The sequence below is a fragment of the Streptomyces sp. NPDC006739 genome (genome assembly GCF_042869815.1).
Taxonomy (GTDB): Bacteria; Actinomycetota; Actinomycetes; order Streptomycetales; family Streptomycetaceae; genus Streptomyces.
Map to the genome: position 1 here is coordinate 237674 of NZ_JBIAGM010000009.1, position 18830 is coordinate 256503.

Genomic DNA, 18830 nt, shown 5'->3' on the forward strand with positions numbered 1-18830 from the left:
GTCAGATGGGAAGGGTCATCGGCCCCTGTATTCGGGGGTTCGGCGCTCCTTGAAGCCGCGCACCCCCTCCCGCGCGTCCGTCGTCGTCATGTTGATCTCCTGCGCCGCCGCCTCCGCCGCGAAGGCCGAGGCCCGGTCGGCGTCGAGGGAGGCGTTCACCAGCTGCTTGGCCAGGGCCAGGGCCCGGGTCGGGCCGGTGGCCAGGCGGGCCGCCCACTCGCGGGCCGTCCTGTCCAGGTCCGCGTCCGGCACGACGCGGTTGACGAGGCCGAGCCGCTCCGCGTCCGGTGCCGAGAGCGCGTCCCCGAAGAACATCAGCTCCTTCGCGCGCTGCGGACCGATCAGCCGGGGCAGGAGGTACGCGCCGCCGCCGTCCGGTACCAGCCCGCGCCGTACGAACACCTCGATGAAACGGGCCGAGCCGGCGGCCAGTACCAGATCGCAGGCGAACGCCAGGTGCGCGCCGAGGCCGGCCGCCGTGCCGTTCACCGCCGCGATCACCGGCTTCTCGCAGTCCAGGACGGCGGAGACGAGCCGCTGGGCGCCCAGGCGCAGGGTGCGGGCGACGTCACCGGGGAGCGGCTCGGAGGCCGCGGAGGCCCCGCGCAGGTCCGCCCCGGCGCAGAAGCCGCGGCCCGTACCGGTGAGCACCACGGCCCGTACGCCGGGATCGGCGGAGGCCTGCTCCAGCAGCCCGATCAGCCGGTCCCGCGACGCCGGCGTGAGCGCGTTCAGGGACTCGGGCCGGTCGAGGGTGAGGTACGAGACCTGCTCCCGGACCTCGTGCCTGACGTCCTCGCCCCGCCCGGTCTCCTCGCCCTGCCCGGTCTCCTCGCCCTGCCCGGTCTCCTTCTCCTGCCCGATCTCCGTCACCGGCACACCGCCAGCGCGTCCAGCGCCACCGCGCCCTGCCCCTGGGGCAGCACCATCAGCGGGTTGATGTCCAGCTCGGCGAGGTCGTCGCCGAGTTCCAGCGCCATCCGCTGCACACGCAGGACGACCTCGACGAGGGCGTCCAGATCGGCCGGGGGCCGCCCCCGCACCCCGTCCAGCAGCGCCCGCCCGCGCAGTTCGGCGAGCATGTCCCGGGCCTGCTCCTCACCGAACGGCGGCACACGTACGGCGCTGTCGTGCAGCACCTCGACGAGGACCCCGCCGAGGCCGACCGTCACCGTCGGCCCGAAGAGGTCGTCGTGGGTGACCCCGACCACCATCTCCACGCCCCGCTCCACCATCTGGCAGACCAGGACGCCGTCCAGGCCGACGCCCTCGTAGCGGGCGATGTCGGTCAGTTCCCGGTAGGCGTCGCGGACCTGGCTCGCCGAGGTCAGGCCGATCTTCACCAGGCCCAGCTCGGTCTTGTGGGCGATCTGCGCGCCGGACGCCTTCATCACCACCGGGTAGCCGACCTGCCCCGCCGCCCGCACCGCCGCCGCCGCGCTGGTCACCAGCTGCTCGCGCGGCACCCGGATGCCGTACGCGCGCAGCAGCTGCTTGGCCGCGTGCTCGCTCAGCTGCTGTCCGGGCCGCATCAGCATGCGGGCCTTGCGGAAGGAGGGGGAGGGGGTGCGCGGGGCCTCGTCGAAGGGGGAGCGGTAGGAGCGGACGAAGCGGTGGTGGTCGAGGTAGGCGCGGACGGCGGTGAGGCAGTTGCCGACGGTCCGGAAGGTGGCCACGCGGGAGGAGCCGAGCAGCACCTCGCGGTACGCCGGCTCGGTGCCGACCGGCGACCCCCACACCACGCACACCAGCTTGTCGCTCGCCTCCGCCGCCTCCACCAGGTCCTTGACCAGCCTGTCGCTCAGGGGCGGGAAGGGCCCGGTGACGGGGCAGACCAGCACGCCCACCTCGGGGTCGGCGAGGATCGCGTCGATGATCTTCCGGCCGCGGTGGTCGCCGACCGGGTGGCCGCCGTTGTCCACCGGGTTGGCCACGCTCAGGTACTCGGGTATCCACTGGTGCAGCTCGGCCTGCCTGGCCTCGGACAGCGTGGGCAGCCTGAGGCCCGCCCCGGCGGCCAGATCGGCGACGTGCGCCCCGGTGCCGCCCGAGATGGAGTAGACGACGACCCCTTCGGCGCGCGGCGCCCGGGCGCGGGCCAGCAGCGCCGCGGTGTCCTGGAGTTCGTCGAGTCCGTCGACGCGGATCACCCCGTACTGCCGCATCGCCGCGTCCACCACGTCGTCGGCGCCGGTCAGCTTGCCGGTGTGCGAGGCGGCGGTGCGGGCGCCGGCCTCGGTGCGGCCCACCTTCACGGCCACCACCGGCACCCCGCGGCGGGCCGCGCGGTCGGCGGCCAGCAGAAAGGCGCGGCCGTCCTTGAGGCCCTCGACGTAGGCGGCGATGGCGCCGACCTCGGGCCGCTCGGCGAAGTAGGAGATGAAGTCGGCGCTCTCCAGGTCGGCCTCGTTGCCGGTGGGCGCCCAGTGGGAGAGCCGGATGCCCAGCTCCTGGAGGGCGAAGACCGGCCGGCCCTGGTGTCCGGACTGGGTGATCAGCGCGATCGCCGGGCCGTCCAGGTCGTCCCGGAACCGCTCGAAGGCGTTGAGGTTGGTGTTCGGACCCAGCAGCCGCAGCCCGGAGCGCCGTACGGCCGCCGCGAGCCGGGCCTGCGCGCGGGCGCCCTCCTCGCCGGTCTCGGCGAACCCGGAGGCGAAGGCGACCGCGAACCGCACCTTGGCCTCGGCGAGTTCCTCGATCACCGGCAGCGGGTCGGCGACCAGCAGGACGGCGAGGTCTACCTGCCCGGGCAGATCGGCGACGGAGGCGACGCAGGGGAGGCCGAAGACCGCCGCACGGGTGGGATGCACCGGATGCACCCGCGCCCCCACCCGCTGCGCCCAGTCGAGCAGCTGGCGGGTGATCCCGGTGTTCGGGCGCCCCTCGGTGTCCGAGGCGCCGATCACGGCGACGGACTCGGGCCGGAAGAACCGGTCCAGATCGGGTACGTCCGCGTACAGCGGACGCCCGCTGACGTCGAGGTCGTCCACGTCCGCCGCCCGGCCGTGAACGGCTGGACCGGGACGCTGCTCACCGCAGGCGATGACCCGGGCCCGGCGGGAGTCGGTGGTGAGGGTGCCGTGGGTTGATCCAAGCATCGGTCCGCCCGTCCCTGTGTGACAGCACAACCAGCACATTCAACTGACGCAGTGTCAGATTACTGAACTGACGCAACGTCAGGAACTGGTCGGACCGGCAAAGTTGACCGGCGAATCGGTGTCGCGCGAGGCGCGGTGGTTCAGGACGCCCGGCGGGCCACCGCCTTGGCGATCCTCACGGCGTCGATCGCCAGCTCCCGGAACATGCCGCTGATCGGGTTGGTGAAGCCGGTGAAGTACAGGCCGGGGGCGTTCTTCGGGCTGCGCGGGCCGTGCACGACCGGTCTGCCCCGCCCGTCCAGCACGTCGAGGTGCCCGACCAGCCCCTCCAGCGCCCGGAGGTATCCGGTGGCGGCCACGACGGCGTCGGGCGAGAGGCGGGTGCCGTCGGCGAGCAGCACCTTGCCGTCCTCGAACCCCTCGACCGCGGCCACCACCTCCACCTTCCCCTTCCGCACGGCGTCGATCAGCCCGACGTCCTGGACCGGGATCGCCCCCGCGCCCACCCTGCTGTACAGCCCGGTGTCCGGCCGGGGCAGGCCGTGCGCCGACAGGTCCGGCACGCTGATCCGGGCCAGCGGCCGGGCCAGCCGGTCGACGAGCCCGACCGGCAGCCGCCGTACCAGCACGCCCGTGTACTGGGAGGCCCAGCCGGCGGTGGAGCGGCGCACGATGTGCGGGGCGGTGCGCACGGACAGCCGTACCCGCGCGGCGCCGCCCTCCACCAGGTCCACGGCGATCTCGGCACCGGTGTTGCCGACACCCACGACGAGGACGTCCCGCCCGGCGTAGGGCTGGGCGTCGCGGTACTCCGCGGCGTGCCGGAACTCCCCGGCGTACCCGTCGAGGCCCGGCCAGTCCGGCACCCGCGGGGTGTGGTTGTGGCCGGTGGCGACGACCACGGCGCTGCCGGTCAGCTCCCGGCCGCCGGAGGCGTGCAGCAGCCAGCCGGCGCCGTCGGCCGACCGCTCGATGCGGAACACCTCCACACCGGTGACGATCTCCAGCGCGTGGTGCTCGGCGTACTTCTCCAGGTAGCGCACCACGTTGTCCCGGGACACCCACCGCCCGAACCGGCGCGGCATCGGCAGCCCCGGCAGGGCGGAGAGCCGGCGGGTGGTGTGCAGGTGCAGCCGGTCGTAGTGGCGCCGCCAGGACGCGCCGACCTGGCCGGACTTCTCCAGGACGACCGCGCGCAGGCCCCGGGCGCGCAGCGCGTACGCGACGGCGAGACCGCCGGGGCCGGCGCCGATGACGTAGACGGGTCGCTCGGCGGGGGTCGCTGTCGCGGAGACGTGCGCGGAGTCGTTCGCGGGCTGGGGGGAGTCGGCCATGAGCGCGAGCGTAATCACGCACCGGGTTGATGGGTCTCAGTCAAGACCGGAATTGGTTGCGGATTGATCACGGGTGTGGGCGGAGTGGGTGGGGCGCGTGTGGTGGACGGCCGGGTTGTGCGGGAACCGACCACATTCGTGATCACCGCGGCCGGGGACGCGCGGCCCGGCGCCGGTGCGCGCCCTCGCGCCGCAGCTACGGCGAAACCGCCGACGGACCCCTCGGCAAGCCGCCCGATCTGACGTACCGTCAGATACATGCGGACGATCTGGCTCGACGGCCCGGAGTGGCTGGCGGTGCTGCGGATAGGTCTCGGCCTGTGGTGGCTGGAGAGCTGGCGGCACAAGGACAAGAAGGCCTGGTTCGAGCGCGGCAGCGGCATCGCGTGGGCGGCGGACATCGCGGGCAGGCATCGCTGGGCGGTGGTGCGCAACGGCTTCGAGACCGTGGTGAAACCGAGGCCGAAGCTGATGGCGTACGTCGTGGCCTACGCCGAACTCGCCCTGGGACTCGGCCTGGTCCTCGGCTTCCTGACCCCGGTGGCCCTGCTCGGCGGCCTGGTCCTCAACGCCCTCTACTTCGTCCTCATGATCCACGACTGGGCGGAGCAGGGTCAGAACTCGATGATGGCGCTGATCTCCCTGGTCGCCTTCTTCGGCATGGCGTGGCAGGCCTGGTCGCTGGACAGCGCGCTGGGCCTGTTCTGATGGACGGCGCCCGGTACGACCTCCCCGACGTCGACGCCTTCACGCGCGCCTACTGGGACGCGGCCGCCGAGGGACGGCTGCTGATCCGCCGCTGCGCGGCCTGCGGCCGGGCGCACCACTACCCGCGCGAGTTCTGCCCGCACTGCTGGAGCGAGGACGTGCGCTGGGAGCAGGCGAGCGGCCGGGCCACGCTCTACACCTGGTCCGTCGTCCACCGCAACGACCTGCCGCCCTTCGGGGAGCGGACCCCGTACGTCGCCGCCGTGGTCGATCTGGCGGAGGGACCGCGGATGATGACCGAGGTGGTCGGCGGCGCGGCGGGGGAGCTGCGGGCCGGGATGGCGGTGGAGGTGGTGTTCCGGGACGGGGTGGCGGTGTTCCGCGCGGCACCGCCGGGGCCGTCGGCTTGAATGGACGCATGGCCTCGACACCTCAGCAGCCCCGTGCCGGTGATCTCTCCGGTGACCGCCCCCGCCTCGAGCCGGTCGGTCAGGGTCTGCGGCTGCGCCGCTGGGACGGGGAGCGCGAGGCGGACGTGGCCGCCTGGCTGCGCGGACGCTCGGACCCGGAGTTCCGGCGCTGGAACACGCCGATGAAGCAGGTCACCGACCTGGCGGGCGCCCGGGAGTCCCTGCGCGAGCAGGCGGCCGGCGCCGACTCCGGCGGTTGCGCGCCGTTCTGCGTCACGGACGCGGAGACCGGGGCGATCCTCGGGCATGTCGGCGTCAACGCGATCGACCGGGTCCTCCGGGTCGCGCGGGTCGGCTACTGGGTCCTGCCGGAAGCGCGGGGACGCGCCGTCGCCACCCGCGCACTCGCGCTCGCCTCCCGCTGGGCCTTCGCGGAACTGGCGCTGCACCGACTGGAGTTGGGGCACGCCCTCGGTCACGAGGGGTCCTGCCGGATCGCGCGCAGGTGCGGGTTCGCCTACGAGGGGACGCTGCGGGGCGCGATGTTCGAGGCGGGGCGAAAGGACGCGTTCCGGGACGTCCATCTGCACGCGCGGATAGCGACGGACCCCGAACCGGACCTGCGCTCACCGCTCCCCCGGACGCCGTGATTCGAAACCGCCGTAATGCGAAGGTGCCGTAATTCGAAGGCGTGGTCCGGCCGTTGACGGGACCATGGGGCATGAGCCCCGCAGCCCACTGGCAACTCACCGAGGACCTCGACGGCTTCCTGTCCCGCGCGGGTGACTTCCTGCGTTCGGCCCCCGCCCTGCACACCATCCCCCTGACGGTGACGGACACCCTGCGCAGACGCGGACCCCGGGCGTACGGCGACCGGGCGCCGCTCTTCGGATGGCTGGAAGGGGGCGTGGAAGGGGAAGCGGATGACCGGGCGGGCACCGTACGGGCCGCGCTGATCCACACGCCCCCGCACCCGCCGCACGTCACGGCCCTGGCCGCCGAGGACGCCGACGCGCTGGCGGCCCGCCTGCTCGCCGCCGGCCACGAGGTCCCCGGCGTCTTCGGGGAGCGGGCCGCGGCGGCGGCGTTCGCCGAGGCCTGGCAGCGCCGGACCGGAGTGCCGGGACTCCTCCGCGAACACGAACGCCTCTACCGCCTCGGCGAGCTGACCGCGCCGGAACCGGTCCCCGAGGGGCGGGCGAGGGTCGCCGGAGCACCGGACCGGGAACTGCTGATGAGCTGGCACGGGGAGTTCGCGGAGGCGGTGGGCCGGACGGGCGTCCAGGACGCGGGCGCCTGGGCCGACGCCCGCATCGACTACGGCGGCATCACCCTCTGGGAGACACCGGCCGGCACCCCCGTCGCCATGGCCGGCCTCACCGCACCACCCCGCGCCGGGCACGGCGTCCGGGTGGGCCCGGTGTACACCCCGGCCCACCTGCGCGGCCGTGGCTACGCGGGCGCGGTCACGGTCGCCGTGAGCCGGGCGGCGCTGCGGGCGGGGGCTGCGGAGGTGCTCCTCTTCACCGACCTCGCGAACCCGACGAGCAACGGCCTCTACCAGCGGATCGGATACCGGCCCGTGGCCGACTTCGACATGTACGGCTTCGGAACGGACACCGCCGACGGGACGTCCTGACGGAGGACGTCCTGACCGGGCGTCCTGACCGGGCGTCCTGACGGGCGACGCCCCGGAGCCGCACCCTAGTCCGCCCTCACGGCCACAGCAGTCCCCTGCTCCACGCCTGGCCCGTCCGCCGGTACTCCAGGCGGACGTGCCGCCGCTGTGGGTCGCCCTGGAAGAACTCCACCTGCTCCGGCCGCAGCCGGTAGAGCGTCCAGGTCGGGGAGGGGGCCGCGGGGTTCTCCCGGGCCTGGACCCACGCGGCCTCCGAGGCCTGCCTCAGCTCCTCCAGCGAGCCCAGCGCCTCGCTCTGCCTGCCGGTCAGCGCCGCCGCCAGCGCCCCCGTCGACCGGGCGTGCAGGTCCGCCTGGCTCTCCGGCGCGGGCGCCGACGTCACCGGCCCCCGTACCCGCACCTGGCGGCCCAGCACCGGCCAGTAGAAGGCCAGGGCCGCGTACGGGTGGGCGTCGAGCGCGCGGCCCTTGCGGCTGGTGGCATGGGTCGCGAAGGACCAGCCCTCCGCGTCGGCGCCGTGCAGCATCACGATCCGTACGTCCGGGTCGCCGTCCTCGTCGGTGGTGGCCAGCGACATGGTGTGGGGCTCCCTCTCCCCGGCCGCCACCGCCTGCGCGAACCACCCCTCGAACAGCGGCAGCGGGGTGTCGGGCGCGGCGGCGGGGTCGAACGGCGGCAGCTCGGTGACCCGCGGATCCCACACCCGCAGTGACCGCAGCAGCTCGTGAAGATCGGTGTGCATGACCCGAGTATCACTCCCGCCCGGGGGCGCGCGTCAGCTGCCCAGGACCACCGTCGCGGAGGAGCAGAACCAGCCGCCCGTGCCCGAGGCCACGGCCAGCCGGGGCAGCCGTCCGCCCGCCTTGCGGACCTGCCGCTCACCGCCCTCCCCGCGCAGCTGCCGTACCGCCTCCACCAGCAGGAACAGGCCGCGCATCCCGGGGTGCTGGGCCGACAGGCCGCCGCCGTCCGTGTTCACCGGCAGCTCCCCGCCCCGCACCAGCAGCCGGCCCTCGTCCACGAAGGCCCCGCCCTCGCCCTTGCCGCAGAACCCGAGGTCCTCCAGCGTCACCAGCGTCATGTAGGTGAAGGCGTCGTAGATCTGCGCGAAGTCCATCTCCGAGGGCCCGACCCCCGCCCGCTCGAACGCCAGCCGTCCGCTCACCGCGGCCGGGGACACCGTGAAGTCCGGCCACTCGGACATGGCGGCGTGCGAGACGTGCTCCCCGGTGCCGAGGACCCAGACGGGAGCGGTACGGCAGTCACGGACGTACTCCTCGGCCGCCAGCAGTACCGCCGCGCCGCCGTCCGAGCGGACGCAGCAGTGCAGCTTGGTGAAGGGGTCGGCGATCATCGGGCCGGAGAGCACCTCGTCGACCGTCACCGGCGTGCGGAACATCGCGTCCGGGTTCAGGGCCGCGTTCGCCCGCGCCTGCACCGCGACGGACGCCAGCTGCTCGACGGTCGTACCGTGTTCGATCATGTGGCGGCGGGCCGCCATCGCGTACTTGGCGATCAGCGTGTGGCCGTAGGGCACCTCGAACTGCAGCGGGCCGCGCGCGCCGAAGGACAGGTTCCCGGTGCGCCGGCCGGCTCTGACGTCCGCCCTGGCGGTCGAGCCGTAGGCGAGCAGGACGGCGTTGGCGTGGCCCGCGGCGATCGCGTCCGCCGCGTGGGCCGCCATCACCTCCCAGGTCGAGCCGCCCACGGAGGTGGAGTCCACCCAGGTGGGGCGCAGTCCGAGGTACTCCGCGACCTCCACCGGCGCCAGCGTCCCGAGGCCCGCCGAGGCGAAGCCGTCCACCAGGGAGCGGTCCAGGCCCGCGTCGGCCAGGGCCCGACGGGCCGCCTGGGCGTGCAGGGTGTACGGCGTCGCGTCGTCCACCCGCCCGCAGTCGGAGAGGGCGACGCCCACCACGGCTACTCCCCGTTTCCCGGCAGCGGTCCTGGCGGTCACAGCGGTCATGAATCTGACGGTACATCAGATGTGCGGGTCCGGGGCAGTCGTCGTACCCCTGGGCATCGGAGTGCCCCCGCCCTAATATGACGAACCGTCAGATCCGGTCGGGAGGGACTGAGGGACCAGCCATGGACACACGCCTCACCGCCGAACAGGACGAGATCCGCCGCACCCTGCGCGAGCTGCTCGGCAAACGCTGCGGGGCACGGGAGGTGCGGGCCGCCGTCGACAGCCCCGCCGGACACGACCCCGCCCTGTGGGCCGCCCTCGCCGACCGGCTCGGCCTGCCGGGGCTCGCCCTCCCCGAGGAGTACGGCGGGGTCGGCTGCTCGGTCACCGAACTCGCCCTCGCCTGCGAGGAGACCGGGCGCGCCCTCGCCCCCTCCCCCCTCCTCGCCACCACCGTCCTGGCCGCCCCGCTGGTCCTGGCCCTCGGCACCGAGGCCCAGCGGGCCGACCTGCTGCCCCGCCTCGCCGCCGGCACCCTCACCGCGGCCCTCGCCGTCCCCGGACCGGCCCTGGCCGCCGCCCTCGCCCTCACCGGCGACAACGGCGGGGACTGGGCCGGTGGGGGACGGGCCGGCGGGGTGCAGGCCCGGCACACCGCCGACGGGTGGCGGCTGTACGGGCAGGTCGACCAGGTGCTGGACGGACACAGCGCCGACCTGCTCCTGGTCGCCGCCCACACCGGCGGCTTCGCCCGGTCGCGGACCCTGTTCTTCCTGGTGCCGGGGGACGCGGACGGGGTGGCGCGGGTGCGGCAGACCGCCCTGGACGCCACCCGGCCGCAGGGGCGGGTCCAACTCCGTGACGTACGGGCCGAGTCGCTGGGCGCGGACGACGCCGGGGCGCCAGCCGTCCTCCCCGCGCTGTCCGCCCTGGGAGACACCGCAGCCGCTGTGCTCGCCGCCGAGGCGGTCGGCGCGGCCGGCCGGGCGCTGGAGCGGACCGTGGAGTACGCCGGGCAGCGCGAGCAGTTCGGGCGGCCCATCGGATCCTTCCAGGCGGTGAAGCACCGGCTGGCGGACGTGTACGTGCAGGTGCAGGCGGCCCGCTCCGCCGCCTGTTACGCCGCCTGGGCCACCGCGCGGGCGCCTCACGAGCGGGTCGGCGCCCTGGCGCTCGCCCAGGCGCTGGAGGCGCTGCGGCTGGCGGCGGCCGAGGCCGTCCAGCTGCACGGCGGCATCGGATTCACCTGGGAACACGAGGCCCACCTGTACTTCAAGCGCGCCGCCGGGGACGACCTGCTGTTCGGCCCGGCACACCGCTTGCGCGGGTACGCGGCCGAGCGGGCGCGGCTGTTCGCGGACGCGGGGGTGGACGTGGGGGTAGCGGTCTGATGCGGCTGGGGGAGAGGGTGGGGTCGGTGGGGTCGGTGACGGTCGGATCCCGGTGGTCCGGTGAGTGCGTGGAGGTGGCGGTCTGATGGCAGGCGTCGGAGTGCGGCTGGTGCAGAAGGTGTCGTCCACCCGGGGGTTCGCGAAGGTCGCCCCGCATGTGGTTCCGGCCATGGACCGGGCCGTCCACCGGGTCACCCGGGGCAGGGTGCTGCTCAGCGCCCAGCTGCTGCCGGGGGTCGTCCTCACCTCCACCGGCGCCCGCAGCGGGCTGCCCCGTCGTACGCCGCTCGGCTGCATGCCGGAGGAGGGCGGCCGGAGCTGGCTGCTGATCGGGTCCAACTTCGGGCGGACCGGCCATCCCGCCTGGAGCCACAACCTGCTCGCCCACCCGGACGCCTCGGTCAGCTGGAAGGGCGTGGACATCCCGGTCACGGCCCGGTTGCTGGAGGGTGCCGAACGCGCCGCCGCCTGGCAGGCGCTGCTGGCGTTCTGGCCGCCGTACGCCACCTACCAGGCGCGGGTGGAGCGGGAGATCCGGGTCTTCCGGATCGTCCGCCGGACTCCGTGAGGGCGTTCCCCGCTCACAGTGTCGCCAGCCGCTCCACCAGCAGGAACGCCCCGATGCCCAGCATCGCCGCCCCCGAGGTCCGGGTGACCGCGCGGGCCGCCGACGGGCGGGTCGACAGCAGGGTGCGCGAGAGGGTGCCGACGGCCAGGTAGACGGTGCCGCAGCAGGCCATGTGCAGCACGCCCAGGGCGGCCGTCTGGGCCGGCACCGGAAGGTGGGCGCCGCGGAGGGTGAGGAACTGCGGCAGCACGGAGAGGTAGAGCAGCAGCCCCTTGGGGTTGAGCCCGCTGATCGTGGCGCCCCGCGCGAAGACCCGGCCCGGGCCGGCCGCCAGATCCCCGGCCGCCCCGGGGGCCGCCGGCCGGCGCAGTACGCCCCACCCCAGCCACACCAGATACCCGGCCCCCACCACCGTCAGCGCCGTGAGCAGCCGGGGCGAGCCGGCGACCAGGACCGCCAGGCCCGCCGTCGCCAGGGCCGTGTGCAGGGCGTACCCGGTGAGCAGACCGGCCACGGCGACCGTCACCGAGCGGCCGCGCAGACCGGCCGCGATCACGTACGCCCAGTCGGCGCCCGGCACGCACACCAGCAGCAGGTCGACGGCGAGGAAGGAGAGAAGGAGTCCCGAGTCCATGCCGGGGACATTAGGCGCGATTGGCCCGAAAGTGTTCCCGAAGTTTGCCCATGATCGCCTACTCTGAGCAAATATCTTCTTCATGGACGACGTGGATCAGAAAATCCTTGCCGAGCTGCAGAAGGACGGGCGGCAGACGGTGACCGAGCTGGCCGGCCGTGTGCGGCTGAGCGTCTCGCCGTGCCACCGGCGGCTGCGCGAGCTGGAGCGCTCCGGCGCCATCCAGGGCTACCGGGCGGTGGTCGACCCGGCGGCGGTCGGGCTGACCTTCGAGGCGCTGGTCTTCGTGTCCATGCGGCAGGAGGACCGGGACACGGTCGCCGACTTCGAGCGGGCGGTCAGCGAGGTGGAGCACGTGCTCGACGCGCAGCGACTGTTCGGCGAGCCGGACTACCTGCTCCGGGTGGCCACCGCCGACCTGGCCGCCTTCCAGCGGCTGTACGACGAGCGGCTGGCGACGCTGCCGGGCGTGCAGCGGCTGACGTCGACGCTGGTGATGAAGCACGTCGTACGGGACCGGCCGCTGCCCGCATAGCGGCGCAGGCGGTGGTCCGCTCGGGGAACCACCGCCTGCGAGACAGGACTTGGCAATCGGGAAGACCCGGCGAACAGGGCGCCGTACTACCTGGTCGGCTTCCTGCCGGTCACGCCCAGGTGCACCAACAGCGCCAGGTTGGGCTTCAGTTCGGCCTGCTTGACGCCCCAGGAGGAGAAGCCCTTCTGGTGCGCGGCCACCGCCGCGAGCATCGCGACCAGCGAACCGGCGATCGCCGCCGGGTTCACGTCCTTGTCGATCCGGCCCTTGGACTGCAACTCGGTGATGGACTCGGCCAGGGAGTTGTTCACCGAGTTGAGGATCTTCATACGGATCTTGTAGAACCGTTTGTCCCCTTCGGCGGCGCCGAGATCGACGACGCGCAGGATCGCGTCGTTCTTGCGCCAGAACTCCAGGAACCCGTCCACGAGTTCCTGGGCCGCCTGCCAGCCGGCCTTGCCGGCCCAGGACCGCCCGGCGACCAGCTGGGTCAACCCGGCGCCCTCGGCGGCCATTTGCTCGGCGATCTCCAGGACGGCGCCCTCGACGTCCGGGAAGTACTGGTAGAAGGTCGCGGGCGAAGTACCCGCCTTGCGGGCGACATCGATGACCTTGACGTCCCGGTAGGGGGAGGAGCTGAGCATCTCGCTGAGGCAGTCGAGCAGCTTCTGCCGGGTCGCCTGCCCACGCCGGCCGGCCACGCGGCCGTCGACGGTACGCACTTGTCCTGTCATGTCGTCAGCTTACCGAGGGGTGATGGGAGCGCGATTCGGCCGACTGCAAATGGGGTGCACGGGAGCGCTGGGGGTGGTGTGCCTGGTCTGCGGGTCGCACGCGGCGCGGTTACTTTGACGGCATGGCCGAAAACAGGGCATCCATGAACGAAGAGGGGTACGGGGAGGGCGTCCCGTGCTGGGTGGACGCACAGCTCCCGGACGTGGAGGCGGGCAAGCGGTTCTACGGGGAGCTCTTCGGGTGGAGCTTCGCGCGGCCGCCGGCGGCGTACGGCTCCTCGGTGTGGGCCCTGCTGGACGGCTCGCCGGTCGCCGCGCTCACGCCCAAGACGGACGGCCGTATGCCCACCGTGTGGACCGTGTACTTCGCGACGCCGGACGCCGAGGGGCTGGCCCGGCGGGTCACCGCGGCCGGCGGGCAGCTGGTGACGGCCCCGCTGCCGGCCGACGGCCTGGGGACGGCCGCCCTCGTCGCCGACCCCGACGGCGCGGTGTTCGGCCTGTGGCAGGCGGGCGCCCACCCCGGGTTCGGGCGGCGGCACGAGCCCGGCACCTTCGGCTGGGCCCAGCTGTACACCCGTGACATCGACCGGGCCAACGACTTCTACGGCGGCCTCTTCCACGACGCCCTCTTCGGCTCCGGTGCCGCGCCCGACTTCGGCCGGGCGCCGGTCTCCGACGTCTTCGCGGCGCCGATGCCCCCGCACTTCCTCGTCCACTTCCGGGTCGCGGACACCGCCGCCGCCCTCGGTGCCGTCAGCCGTCTCGGTGGCCGGATCCAGGCGGGCCCCTTCGAGGCCTCCTACGGCACCGTGGCGGTGGTGAGCGACGGCCAGGGGGCCTCCTTCGCCCTCCTGGAGCGCTGACCGACCCGAATCCCCGCCGGCCGTCCCCTTCCGGCGACGCTCCTCGAGGTCCCTCGGCGCCCCGTCCCTGCCAATTCGTCCCGGTATCGCCGGTGACACCCCGATTGCCCCCTGGTTCGCAACCGGCCCTCCGGCCAGGAAGAATCGGGGTGCGTGCCGCCATGGCGGTGCGGTGGTGAGACGCTGCACGGGGTCGCGTACACATATGAGGTGGCGCGGCTTGTACGGGGAGGTGGCAGGCAAGTGGTGGATCAGCTGACGCAGCACGATCCGCGGCGGATCGGGCCGTTCGAGGTGCTGGGACGGCTGGGGGCCGGCGGCATGGGGCTGGTCTATCTCGCGCGCTCGGCGTCCGGCCGACGGGTGGCGATCAAGACGGTCCGCACGGAACTGGCCGAGGACCAGCTGTTCCGGGTCCGCTTCACCCGCGAGGTGGAGGCGGCCCGCGCGGTCTCCGGCTTCTACACGGCGGCCGTGGTCGACGCCGACCCGCGCGCCGCCGTGCCGTGGCTGGCCACGGCCTACGTGCCCGCGCCCTCGCTCGAAGAGATAGTGAACGAGTGCGGGCCGCTCCCGGCCCAGGCGGTGCGCTGGCTCGCGGCGGGCGTCGCGGAGGCGCTGCAGTCGATCCACGGCGCGGGTCTCGTCCACCGGGACCTCAAGCCCTCGAACGTCCTCGTCGTCGAGGACGGCCCCCGGGTCATCGACTTCGGTATCGCCTCCGGTGTCTCGAACACACGTTTGACGATGACGAACGTGGCGGTCGGCACCCCCGCCTACATGTCCCCGGAGCAGGCGAAGGACTCCCGCAGCGTGACCGGCGCGAGCGACGTCTTCTCGCTCGGCTCCATGCTCGTCTTCGCCGCCACCGGCCACCCGCCCTTCCACGGCGCCAACCCGGTCGAGACGGTCTTCATGCTGCTGCGCGAGGGCCCGGACCTGGAGGGCCTGCCGGACGAACTGCGCCCGCTGATCGAGTCCTGCATGCAGATGGAGGCGACCGGCCGCCCCAACCCGGCCGACCTCCAGGCCCAGCTGGCCCCCCATCTCTTCGGCTCCGGCTCCGACGACAGCGGTACGGCCTCGGCCTGGCTGCCCGAGAAGGCCGTCGGCCTCATCGAGTCCCGCCGTGGCGGCCGGCCCGCCGTCAAACCGTCCGTGTCACCGTCCGGCGCCCGCAGCGGCGGCCGTCTCGCGGTACCGCCGCCGCCGTCCTACGACCCCGTCGTCCCGGGTCCCGTCGCGGCCCCGGTCGGCGCCCCCGACACCGGACCGGTCCGGCTGGCCGGCGCCCAGGTGCCCATCGGCCCCGGCCCGCGCGTCGCCGACGCCCGCGCCGCCGCCGTCAAGGCGCCCCCGCCGGAGGCCGGACTGGTCGCCAACTGGTCCCGCCCGCGCCCCGGCCTGAACGGCACCGACCCCGCCGTACCCACCGCCCCGCCCGTACCCCCGGAGACGGCGGCCGGCTGGCGCCCCTGGCGCTTCCGCATGTCCAACGACGTCTGGGGCACCCCCTCCGTCGCCGGCGACCTCGTCTACGTCACCTCCTTCGAGGTGCACGCCCTCGACGTGGGCACCGGCCGCCGCCGCTTCAAGACCCGCGACGTGGCCTGGTCCATGGCGGTCGCGGACGGCCGTATCCACGCCTCCGACGGCCCCACCCTGTTCGCCCTGGAGGCCCGCGAGGGAGCCGACCTGTGGCGGCTGTCCACGGACGCCTGGGTGTACTCGCTGAAGGCCGACCGGGGCACCGTCGTCACCGGCACCCGGGGCGGCGGAGTCCAGGCCTGGGAGGCCTCCAACGGCCAGAAGCTGTGGGAGATCAGCGGCTGCCAGACCGAGTTCGAGTCCCCCGAGGCGGGCCCGGCCGTCCACGACGGCACCGTCTTCGTCTGGCAGGACGGCCGACTGCGCGCCCTGGACGCCCGCACCGGCGAGGAGCGCTGGTCCTACCCCGTCGGCGACGCCGCCTCCTGCGGCGGTGTCCCGATCCGCCTCACCCACGCCCCCGACGGCTACGTGTACGTCTCCGCCGGCACCCGGGTCCTCGCCGTCGACGTGGCGAGCGGCATGGTCCGCTGGCACTTCGAGGCCCCCGCCGTCTTCCTCTCCCCGCCCACCTTCGCCCCCGGCCCCGCCGTCACCGGCGGCGGCCTCTACCTCGCCGACTACCTCGGCACCGTCTACGCCCTCGACGCGACCGACGGCCGCGACCGCTGGCGCATCGCCACCGAGGCCCGCTCCTCCATCGAGCCGGTCCTGGTCGCGGCCGGCCATGTCCACGTCGGCAGCGGCAAGGGCCTCTACACGCTGGACGCCGTCACCGGCACCCCCAAGTGGCGCTTCCAGGCGGGCGGCGACGTCGTCGGCGCCCCCGCCGTGGCCGAGGGCCGCATCCACTTCGGCTCCACCGACCACCTGCTCTACACCCTGAAGGCCGACGACGGCCGCCTGCGCTGGAAACTCGCCACCGGCGGCGAGATCACCGGCTCGCCCGTGGTGCGGGACGGCGTGGTGTACGCGTGCAGCAAGGACCGGTGCGTGTACGCGCTGGACGCGGAGAAGGGAACGGGCACGGCCCGGACGGCGTAGCCCAGCCGGTCCCGGGCTCAGGCGGTGACCGCAGGCCCCTCTCAGGCGTCCTCAGCGGACCCGGGGCGCCTCGCGGTCCCGCCCGCCGAACAGCTCCGCCTGCCGGTCGGCGGGCAGGTTGCCCAGGGCGATGAGATGCGGGGCCTGCGCGTAGGCGTGCGCACGGGCCGCCTCCCGGCCCGCCCACAGGGCGCGCACGGTGCCTTCCACGGCCGCCGCCGGCTGCCGGGCGATGACCGCCGCACACCGGACGGCGGCCTCCACCGCACCCCCCTCCTCGGTGAGTTCGGAGACCAGCCCGATGTCGTACGCCCGTCGCGCCCCGATCCGCTCGGCGCCCCCCATGAGCACCATCCGCGCGACCTCCCCGTACGGCATCCGCTGCCCCATCAGCACGGACTCGTAGGCGCTGACCATGCCGTACGTGGTGTGCGGGTCGAAGAAGGAGGCGGTGGTGTCGGCGACGACGAAGTCGCTCTCGCCCAGCAGATAGAAGGCACCCCCACAGGCCATCCCGGCGACGGCGGCGACGACCGGCTTCCACAGGTCGTTCGCCTTCGGCCCGACGCCGAGCAGCGGATCGTCCTGCATGTACGGCGACGAGGGCTGCGGCACGACGGCGTCCCGGTCGAGCCCCGTGCTGAAGGCCCGCCCCCCGGCACCGGTGAGGACGACCGCCCGCACACCGTCGTCGTACCGGAACGCCCGCCACGCCTCCGTGAGTTCACGGGCCATGGCGAGGTCGATCGCGTTCAGCCGCTCCGGCCGGTCCAGGGTGACGACGGCGACTCCGGTGTCCTTGTCGGAGGCGATGCGCAGCGTTCTCACGCCCGCTCCAGGACCCACTGGGGCATCCCGTCGGCGAACACCGCCTGCACCCGGGCGCCGATCCGGATCCGCTCCGGTGCGACCGAGTCGAGCGCCGCCCCGGCATGGCTGACCACGTTCCCGACGAGCCGTATCCGGGGCGCGTCCGCCAGCTCGACCACCACGACGTTGTACGGCGCCCGCGCCGCGTAGTCGGGCAGCAGCGGGGGATGCGGCACGACGTACGACCACACGCGCGCCCGCCCCGACATCAGCCGCCACTCGCTCGCGAAGGACTGGCAGTGCGGGCAGCAGGGGCGGGGCGGGAAGCGGGGTTCCGCGCAGTCGGCGCAGGTCTGCACGCGCAGTTCGCCCCGGGCGGCGTACTGCCAGAAGGGGGCGCCGTCGGCGTCGGTGACGGGGGTCAGCAGGGCCATCGGGGGATCAGCTCCTCAGCAGAAGGGCGGAGGTGGGGACGCCCTCGCCGGCGGTGACGAGGCAGGTGGCGGCGCCCGGGACCTGGGCGGTGCTGGTCCCGCGCAGCTGCTTCACACCCTCGGTGACGAGGTTGAAGCCGTGGACGTAGGCCTCGCTGAGACCGCCGCCGCTGGTGTTGAGGGGCAGCCGCCCGCCGATCTCCAGCGCCCCGCCCTCGGTGAAGGCGCCGCCCTCCCCGCGCCCGCAGAAGCCGTAGCCCTCCAGGGAGAGCGGGATGAGCGCGGTGAACGCGTCGTAGATCTGCGCCACGTCGACGTCCTCGGGGGTGAGGTCGGCGTGCTTCCACAGGTGCCGGGCGGCCGTCCAGGCGGGCCCGGTCAGCGGATCGTCGTTCCAGTAGTTGACCATGCCGTGGTGCTGGGCGGGCAGCCCCTGGGCGGCGGAGTGGACGTAGACAGGCTTCCTGGCACAGTCCCGGGCCCGCTCCTTCGACACGACCACGCAGGCCAGGGCCCCGTCGGTCTCCAGGCAGTTGTCGTAGAGGCACAGCGGCTCGCTGATCCAGCGGGAGGTCATGTACATCTCGCGGGTGAGGGGCCGCTCGTACATCACGGCGGCGGGGTTCTGGTTGGCCCGGTTGCGGCAGGCGAGGGCGACGTTGAACAGATGGTCCCGGGTGGCGCCGTACTCGTGCAGGTACCGGCGGGTGAGCATGGCTATCTCGTCCGCCGGCCGGAGCAGGCCGAAGGGCCGCGTCCACTGGGCGGGGGTGGGCAGCTGGACGGCGGTGTTGGTCCAGGGCCGGGGGCCGCTCCCCCTCTTGCGGGACCGCCAGGCCACCCCGACCGTCGCCTGCCCGGCGGCGATGGCGGCGGCGAGATGGGCGACGGTGGCGCACGAACCGCCGCCCCCGTAGCCCACCTTGCTGAAGAAGGTGAGGTCCCCGAACCCGACGGCCTTCGCCAGCTCCACCTCGTCGGTCTCCTCCATGGTGAAGGAGGCGACGGCGTCGACCTCGCCGGGCGCGATCCCGGCGTCGTCGAGGGCGGCGAGCACGGCACGGCAGGCGAGGGTCTTCTCGTCCTCGGGCAGGTGCTTGGCGAACGGTGTCTGTCCTATGCCGACGATCGCGGTGGCGTCCTTGATTCCGGCCATGCTGGTGCACCT

Annotated in this window: 19 protein-coding genes; 9 read left to right on the forward strand and 10 right to left on the reverse strand. The window is 73.9% G+C overall.

From position 1 onward, the window contains the following. Positions 1–15 precede the first annotated feature (15 nt). From ACFYMM_RS20340 to ACFYMM_RS20350, 3 genes are all read right to left on the reverse strand, one after another. Complete coding sequence (locus tag ACFYMM_RS20340) at positions 16–873, reverse strand: enoyl-CoA hydratase/isomerase family protein (RefSeq protein WP_388388376.1); 858 nt, start codon at positions 871–873, stop codon at positions 16–18. After that, positions 870–3098 (reverse strand): acetate--CoA ligase family protein, encoded by a 2229-nt coding sequence (locus ACFYMM_RS20345; RefSeq protein ID WP_388388378.1) that lies wholly within the window; start codon positions 3096–3098, stop codon positions 870–872. Before ACFYMM_RS20345 ends, ACFYMM_RS20340 begins: the two co-directional genes overlap by 4 nt. 140 nt (positions 3099–3238) lie before the next feature. After that, positions 3239–4432, reverse strand: coding sequence for a flavin-containing monooxygenase (locus ACFYMM_RS20350; RefSeq protein WP_388388380.1), 1194 nt, complete (start codon positions 4430–4432; stop codon positions 3239–3241). A gap of 258 nt (positions 4433–4690) precedes the next feature. Here ACFYMM_RS20350 and ACFYMM_RS20355 point away from each other — a divergent pair, with 258 nt between their 5' ends. From ACFYMM_RS20355 to ACFYMM_RS20370, 4 genes are all read left to right on the forward strand, one after another. Continuing rightward, positions 4691–5140, forward strand: a complete 450-nt coding sequence (locus ACFYMM_RS20355) for a DoxX family membrane protein (RefSeq protein ID WP_388388382.1) — start codon at positions 4691–4693, stop codon at positions 5138–5140. Further along, positions 5140–5550 carry a Zn-ribbon domain-containing OB-fold protein gene (locus ACFYMM_RS20360; RefSeq protein ID WP_388388384.1) on the forward strand — a complete coding sequence of 137 codons (411 nt, stop codon included), beginning with the start codon at positions 5140–5142 and terminating at the stop codon, positions 5548–5550. The genes ACFYMM_RS20355 and ACFYMM_RS20360 overlap by 1 nt, the downstream gene beginning before the upstream one ends. An 8-nt stretch (positions 5551–5558) precedes the next feature. Beyond that, complete coding sequence (locus ACFYMM_RS20365; RefSeq protein ID WP_388388386.1) at positions 5559–6200, forward strand: GNAT family N-acetyltransferase; 642 nt, start codon at positions 5559–5561, stop codon at positions 6198–6200. 71 nt (positions 6201–6271) lie between these two features. Then, positions 6272–7189 (forward strand): GNAT family N-acetyltransferase, encoded by a 918-nt coding sequence (locus tag ACFYMM_RS20370; RefSeq protein ID WP_388388388.1) that lies wholly within the window; start codon positions 6272–6274, stop codon positions 7187–7189. 76 nt (positions 7190–7265) lie between these two features. Here ACFYMM_RS20370 and ACFYMM_RS20375 read toward each other — a convergent pair whose 3' ends face one another. Both ACFYMM_RS20375 and ACFYMM_RS20380 read right to left on the reverse strand, forming a co-directional pair. Beyond that, positions 7266–7931 carry a pyridoxal 5'-phosphate synthase gene (locus ACFYMM_RS20375; protein ID WP_388388391.1) on the reverse strand — a complete coding sequence of 222 codons (666 nt, stop codon included), beginning with the start codon at positions 7929–7931 and terminating at the stop codon, positions 7266–7268. A gap of 33 nt (positions 7932–7964) precedes the next feature. Beyond that, a complete protein-coding gene (locus ACFYMM_RS20380) occupies positions 7965–9155 on the reverse strand; it encodes an acetyl-CoA acetyltransferase (RefSeq protein WP_388388393.1) in 1191 nt (396 codons plus the stop codon). Between the two features lie 122 nt (positions 9156–9277). On the opposite strand from ACFYMM_RS20380, the gene ACFYMM_RS20385 reads away from it, so the two are divergent. Further along, positions 9278–10489, forward strand: a complete 1212-nt coding sequence (locus ACFYMM_RS20385; RefSeq protein WP_388388395.1) for an acyl-CoA dehydrogenase family protein — start codon at positions 9278–9280, stop codon at positions 10487–10489. A gap of 85 nt (positions 10490–10574) precedes the next feature. Further along, on the forward strand, positions 10575–11057 hold the full coding sequence (locus tag ACFYMM_RS20390) for a nitroreductase family deazaflavin-dependent oxidoreductase (protein ID WP_388388397.1): 483 nt from the start codon (positions 10575–10577) through the stop codon (positions 11055–11057). Between the two features lie 13 nt (positions 11058–11070). Here the strand turns inward: ACFYMM_RS20390 and ACFYMM_RS20395 are convergent, their stop codons facing one another. After that, on the reverse strand, positions 11071–11691 hold the full coding sequence (locus ACFYMM_RS20395; protein ID WP_388388399.1) for a LysE family translocator: 621 nt from the start codon (positions 11689–11691) through the stop codon (positions 11071–11073). Positions 11692–11773: 82 nt separating this feature from the next. On the opposite strand from ACFYMM_RS20395, the gene ACFYMM_RS20400 reads away from it, so the two are divergent. Continuing rightward, the gene (locus ACFYMM_RS20400) at positions 11774–12226 is read left to right on the forward strand and encodes an Lrp/AsnC family transcriptional regulator (protein WP_388388401.1); all 453 of its coding nucleotides are present in this window, start codon (positions 11774–11776) and stop codon (positions 12224–12226) included. A gap of 86 nt (positions 12227–12312) precedes the next feature. Here ACFYMM_RS20400 and ACFYMM_RS20405 read toward each other — a convergent pair whose 3' ends face one another. Next, positions 12313–12960, reverse strand: a complete 648-nt coding sequence (locus ACFYMM_RS20405; protein WP_388388403.1) for a TetR family transcriptional regulator — start codon at positions 12958–12960, stop codon at positions 12313–12315. A gap of 122 nt (positions 12961–13082) precedes the next feature. Here ACFYMM_RS20405 and ACFYMM_RS20410 point away from each other — a divergent pair, with 122 nt between their 5' ends. Together ACFYMM_RS20410 and ACFYMM_RS20415 are read left to right on the forward strand one after the other, a co-directional pair. Continuing rightward, complete coding sequence (locus ACFYMM_RS20410; protein WP_388388405.1) at positions 13083–13826, forward strand: VOC family protein; 744 nt, start codon at positions 13083–13085, stop codon at positions 13824–13826. A gap of 243 nt (positions 13827–14069) precedes the next feature. After that, complete coding sequence (locus ACFYMM_RS20415; protein WP_388388407.1) at positions 14070–16418, forward strand: PQQ-binding-like beta-propeller repeat protein; 2349 nt, start codon at positions 14070–14072, stop codon at positions 16416–16418. Between the two features lie 51 nt (positions 16419–16469). On the opposite strand, the gene ACFYMM_RS20420 is transcribed toward ACFYMM_RS20415, so the two are convergent. From ACFYMM_RS20420 to ACFYMM_RS20430, 3 genes are read right to left on the reverse strand one after another with little or no spacing between them, the layout of a single operon-like run. After that, positions 16470–17246 carry an enoyl-CoA hydratase/isomerase family protein gene (locus tag ACFYMM_RS20420; protein ID WP_388388409.1) on the reverse strand — a complete coding sequence of 259 codons (777 nt, stop codon included), beginning with the start codon at positions 17244–17246 and terminating at the stop codon, positions 16470–16472. Further along, complete coding sequence (locus ACFYMM_RS20425) at positions 17243–17656, reverse strand: Zn-ribbon domain-containing OB-fold protein (RefSeq protein WP_388388550.1); 414 nt, start codon at positions 17654–17656, stop codon at positions 17243–17245. The genes ACFYMM_RS20420 and ACFYMM_RS20425 overlap by 4 nt, the downstream gene beginning before the upstream one ends. 13 nt (positions 17657–17669) lie before the next feature. Continuing rightward, positions 17670–18818, reverse strand: coding sequence for a lipid-transfer protein (locus ACFYMM_RS20430; RefSeq protein WP_388388412.1), 1149 nt, complete (start codon positions 18816–18818; stop codon positions 17670–17672). Between the last annotated feature and the right edge of the window lie 12 nt (positions 18819–18830).

Coding starts and splice junctions, on each gene's coding strand:
- ACFYMM_RS20345 (WP_388388378.1), bottom strand. CDS start 3,098: ATGCTTGGATCAACCCACGGCACCCTCACCACCGACTCCCGCCGGGCC.
- ACFYMM_RS20380 (WP_388388393.1), bottom strand. CDS start 9,155: ATGACCGCTGTGACCGCCAGGACCGCTGCCGGGAAACGGGGAGTAGCC.
- ACFYMM_RS20355 (WP_388388382.1), top strand. CDS start 4,691: ATGCGGACGATCTGGCTCGACGGCCCGGAGTGGCTGGCGGTGCTGCGG.
- ACFYMM_RS20410 (WP_388388405.1), top strand. CDS start 13,083: ATGGCCGAAAACAGGGCATCCATGAACGAAGAGGGGTACGGGGAGGGC.
- ACFYMM_RS20350 (WP_388388380.1), bottom strand. CDS start 4,432: ATGGCCGACTCCCCCCAGCCCGCGAACGACTCCGCGCACGTCTCCGCG.
- ACFYMM_RS20365 (WP_388388386.1), top strand. CDS start 5,559: ATGGCCTCGACACCTCAGCAGCCCCGTGCCGGTGATCTCTCCGGTGAC.
- ACFYMM_RS20430 (WP_388388412.1), bottom strand. CDS start 18,818: ATGGCCGGAATCAAGGACGCCACCGCGATCGTCGGCATAGGACAGACA.
- ACFYMM_RS20360 (WP_388388384.1), top strand. CDS start 5,140: ATGGACGGCGCCCGGTACGACCTCCCCGACGTCGACGCCTTCACGCGC.
- ACFYMM_RS20395 (WP_388388399.1), bottom strand. CDS start 11,691: ATGGACTCGGGACTCCTTCTCTCCTTCCTCGCCGTCGACCTGCTGCTG.
- ACFYMM_RS20405 (WP_388388403.1), bottom strand. CDS start 12,960: ATGACAGGACAAGTGCGTACCGTCGACGGCCGCGTGGCCGGCCGGCGT.
- ACFYMM_RS20390 (WP_388388397.1), top strand. CDS start 10,575: ATGGCAGGCGTCGGAGTGCGGCTGGTGCAGAAGGTGTCGTCCACCCGG.
- ACFYMM_RS20400 (WP_388388401.1), top strand. CDS start 11,774: ATGGACGACGTGGATCAGAAAATCCTTGCCGAGCTGCAGAAGGACGGG.
- ACFYMM_RS20385 (WP_388388395.1), top strand. CDS start 9,278: ATGGACACACGCCTCACCGCCGAACAGGACGAGATCCGCCGCACCCTG.
- ACFYMM_RS20375 (WP_388388391.1), bottom strand. CDS start 7,931: ATGCACACCGATCTTCACGAGCTGCTGCGGTCACTGCGGGTGTGGGAT.
- ACFYMM_RS20370 (WP_388388388.1), top strand. CDS start 6,272: ATGAGCCCCGCAGCCCACTGGCAACTCACCGAGGACCTCGACGGCTTC.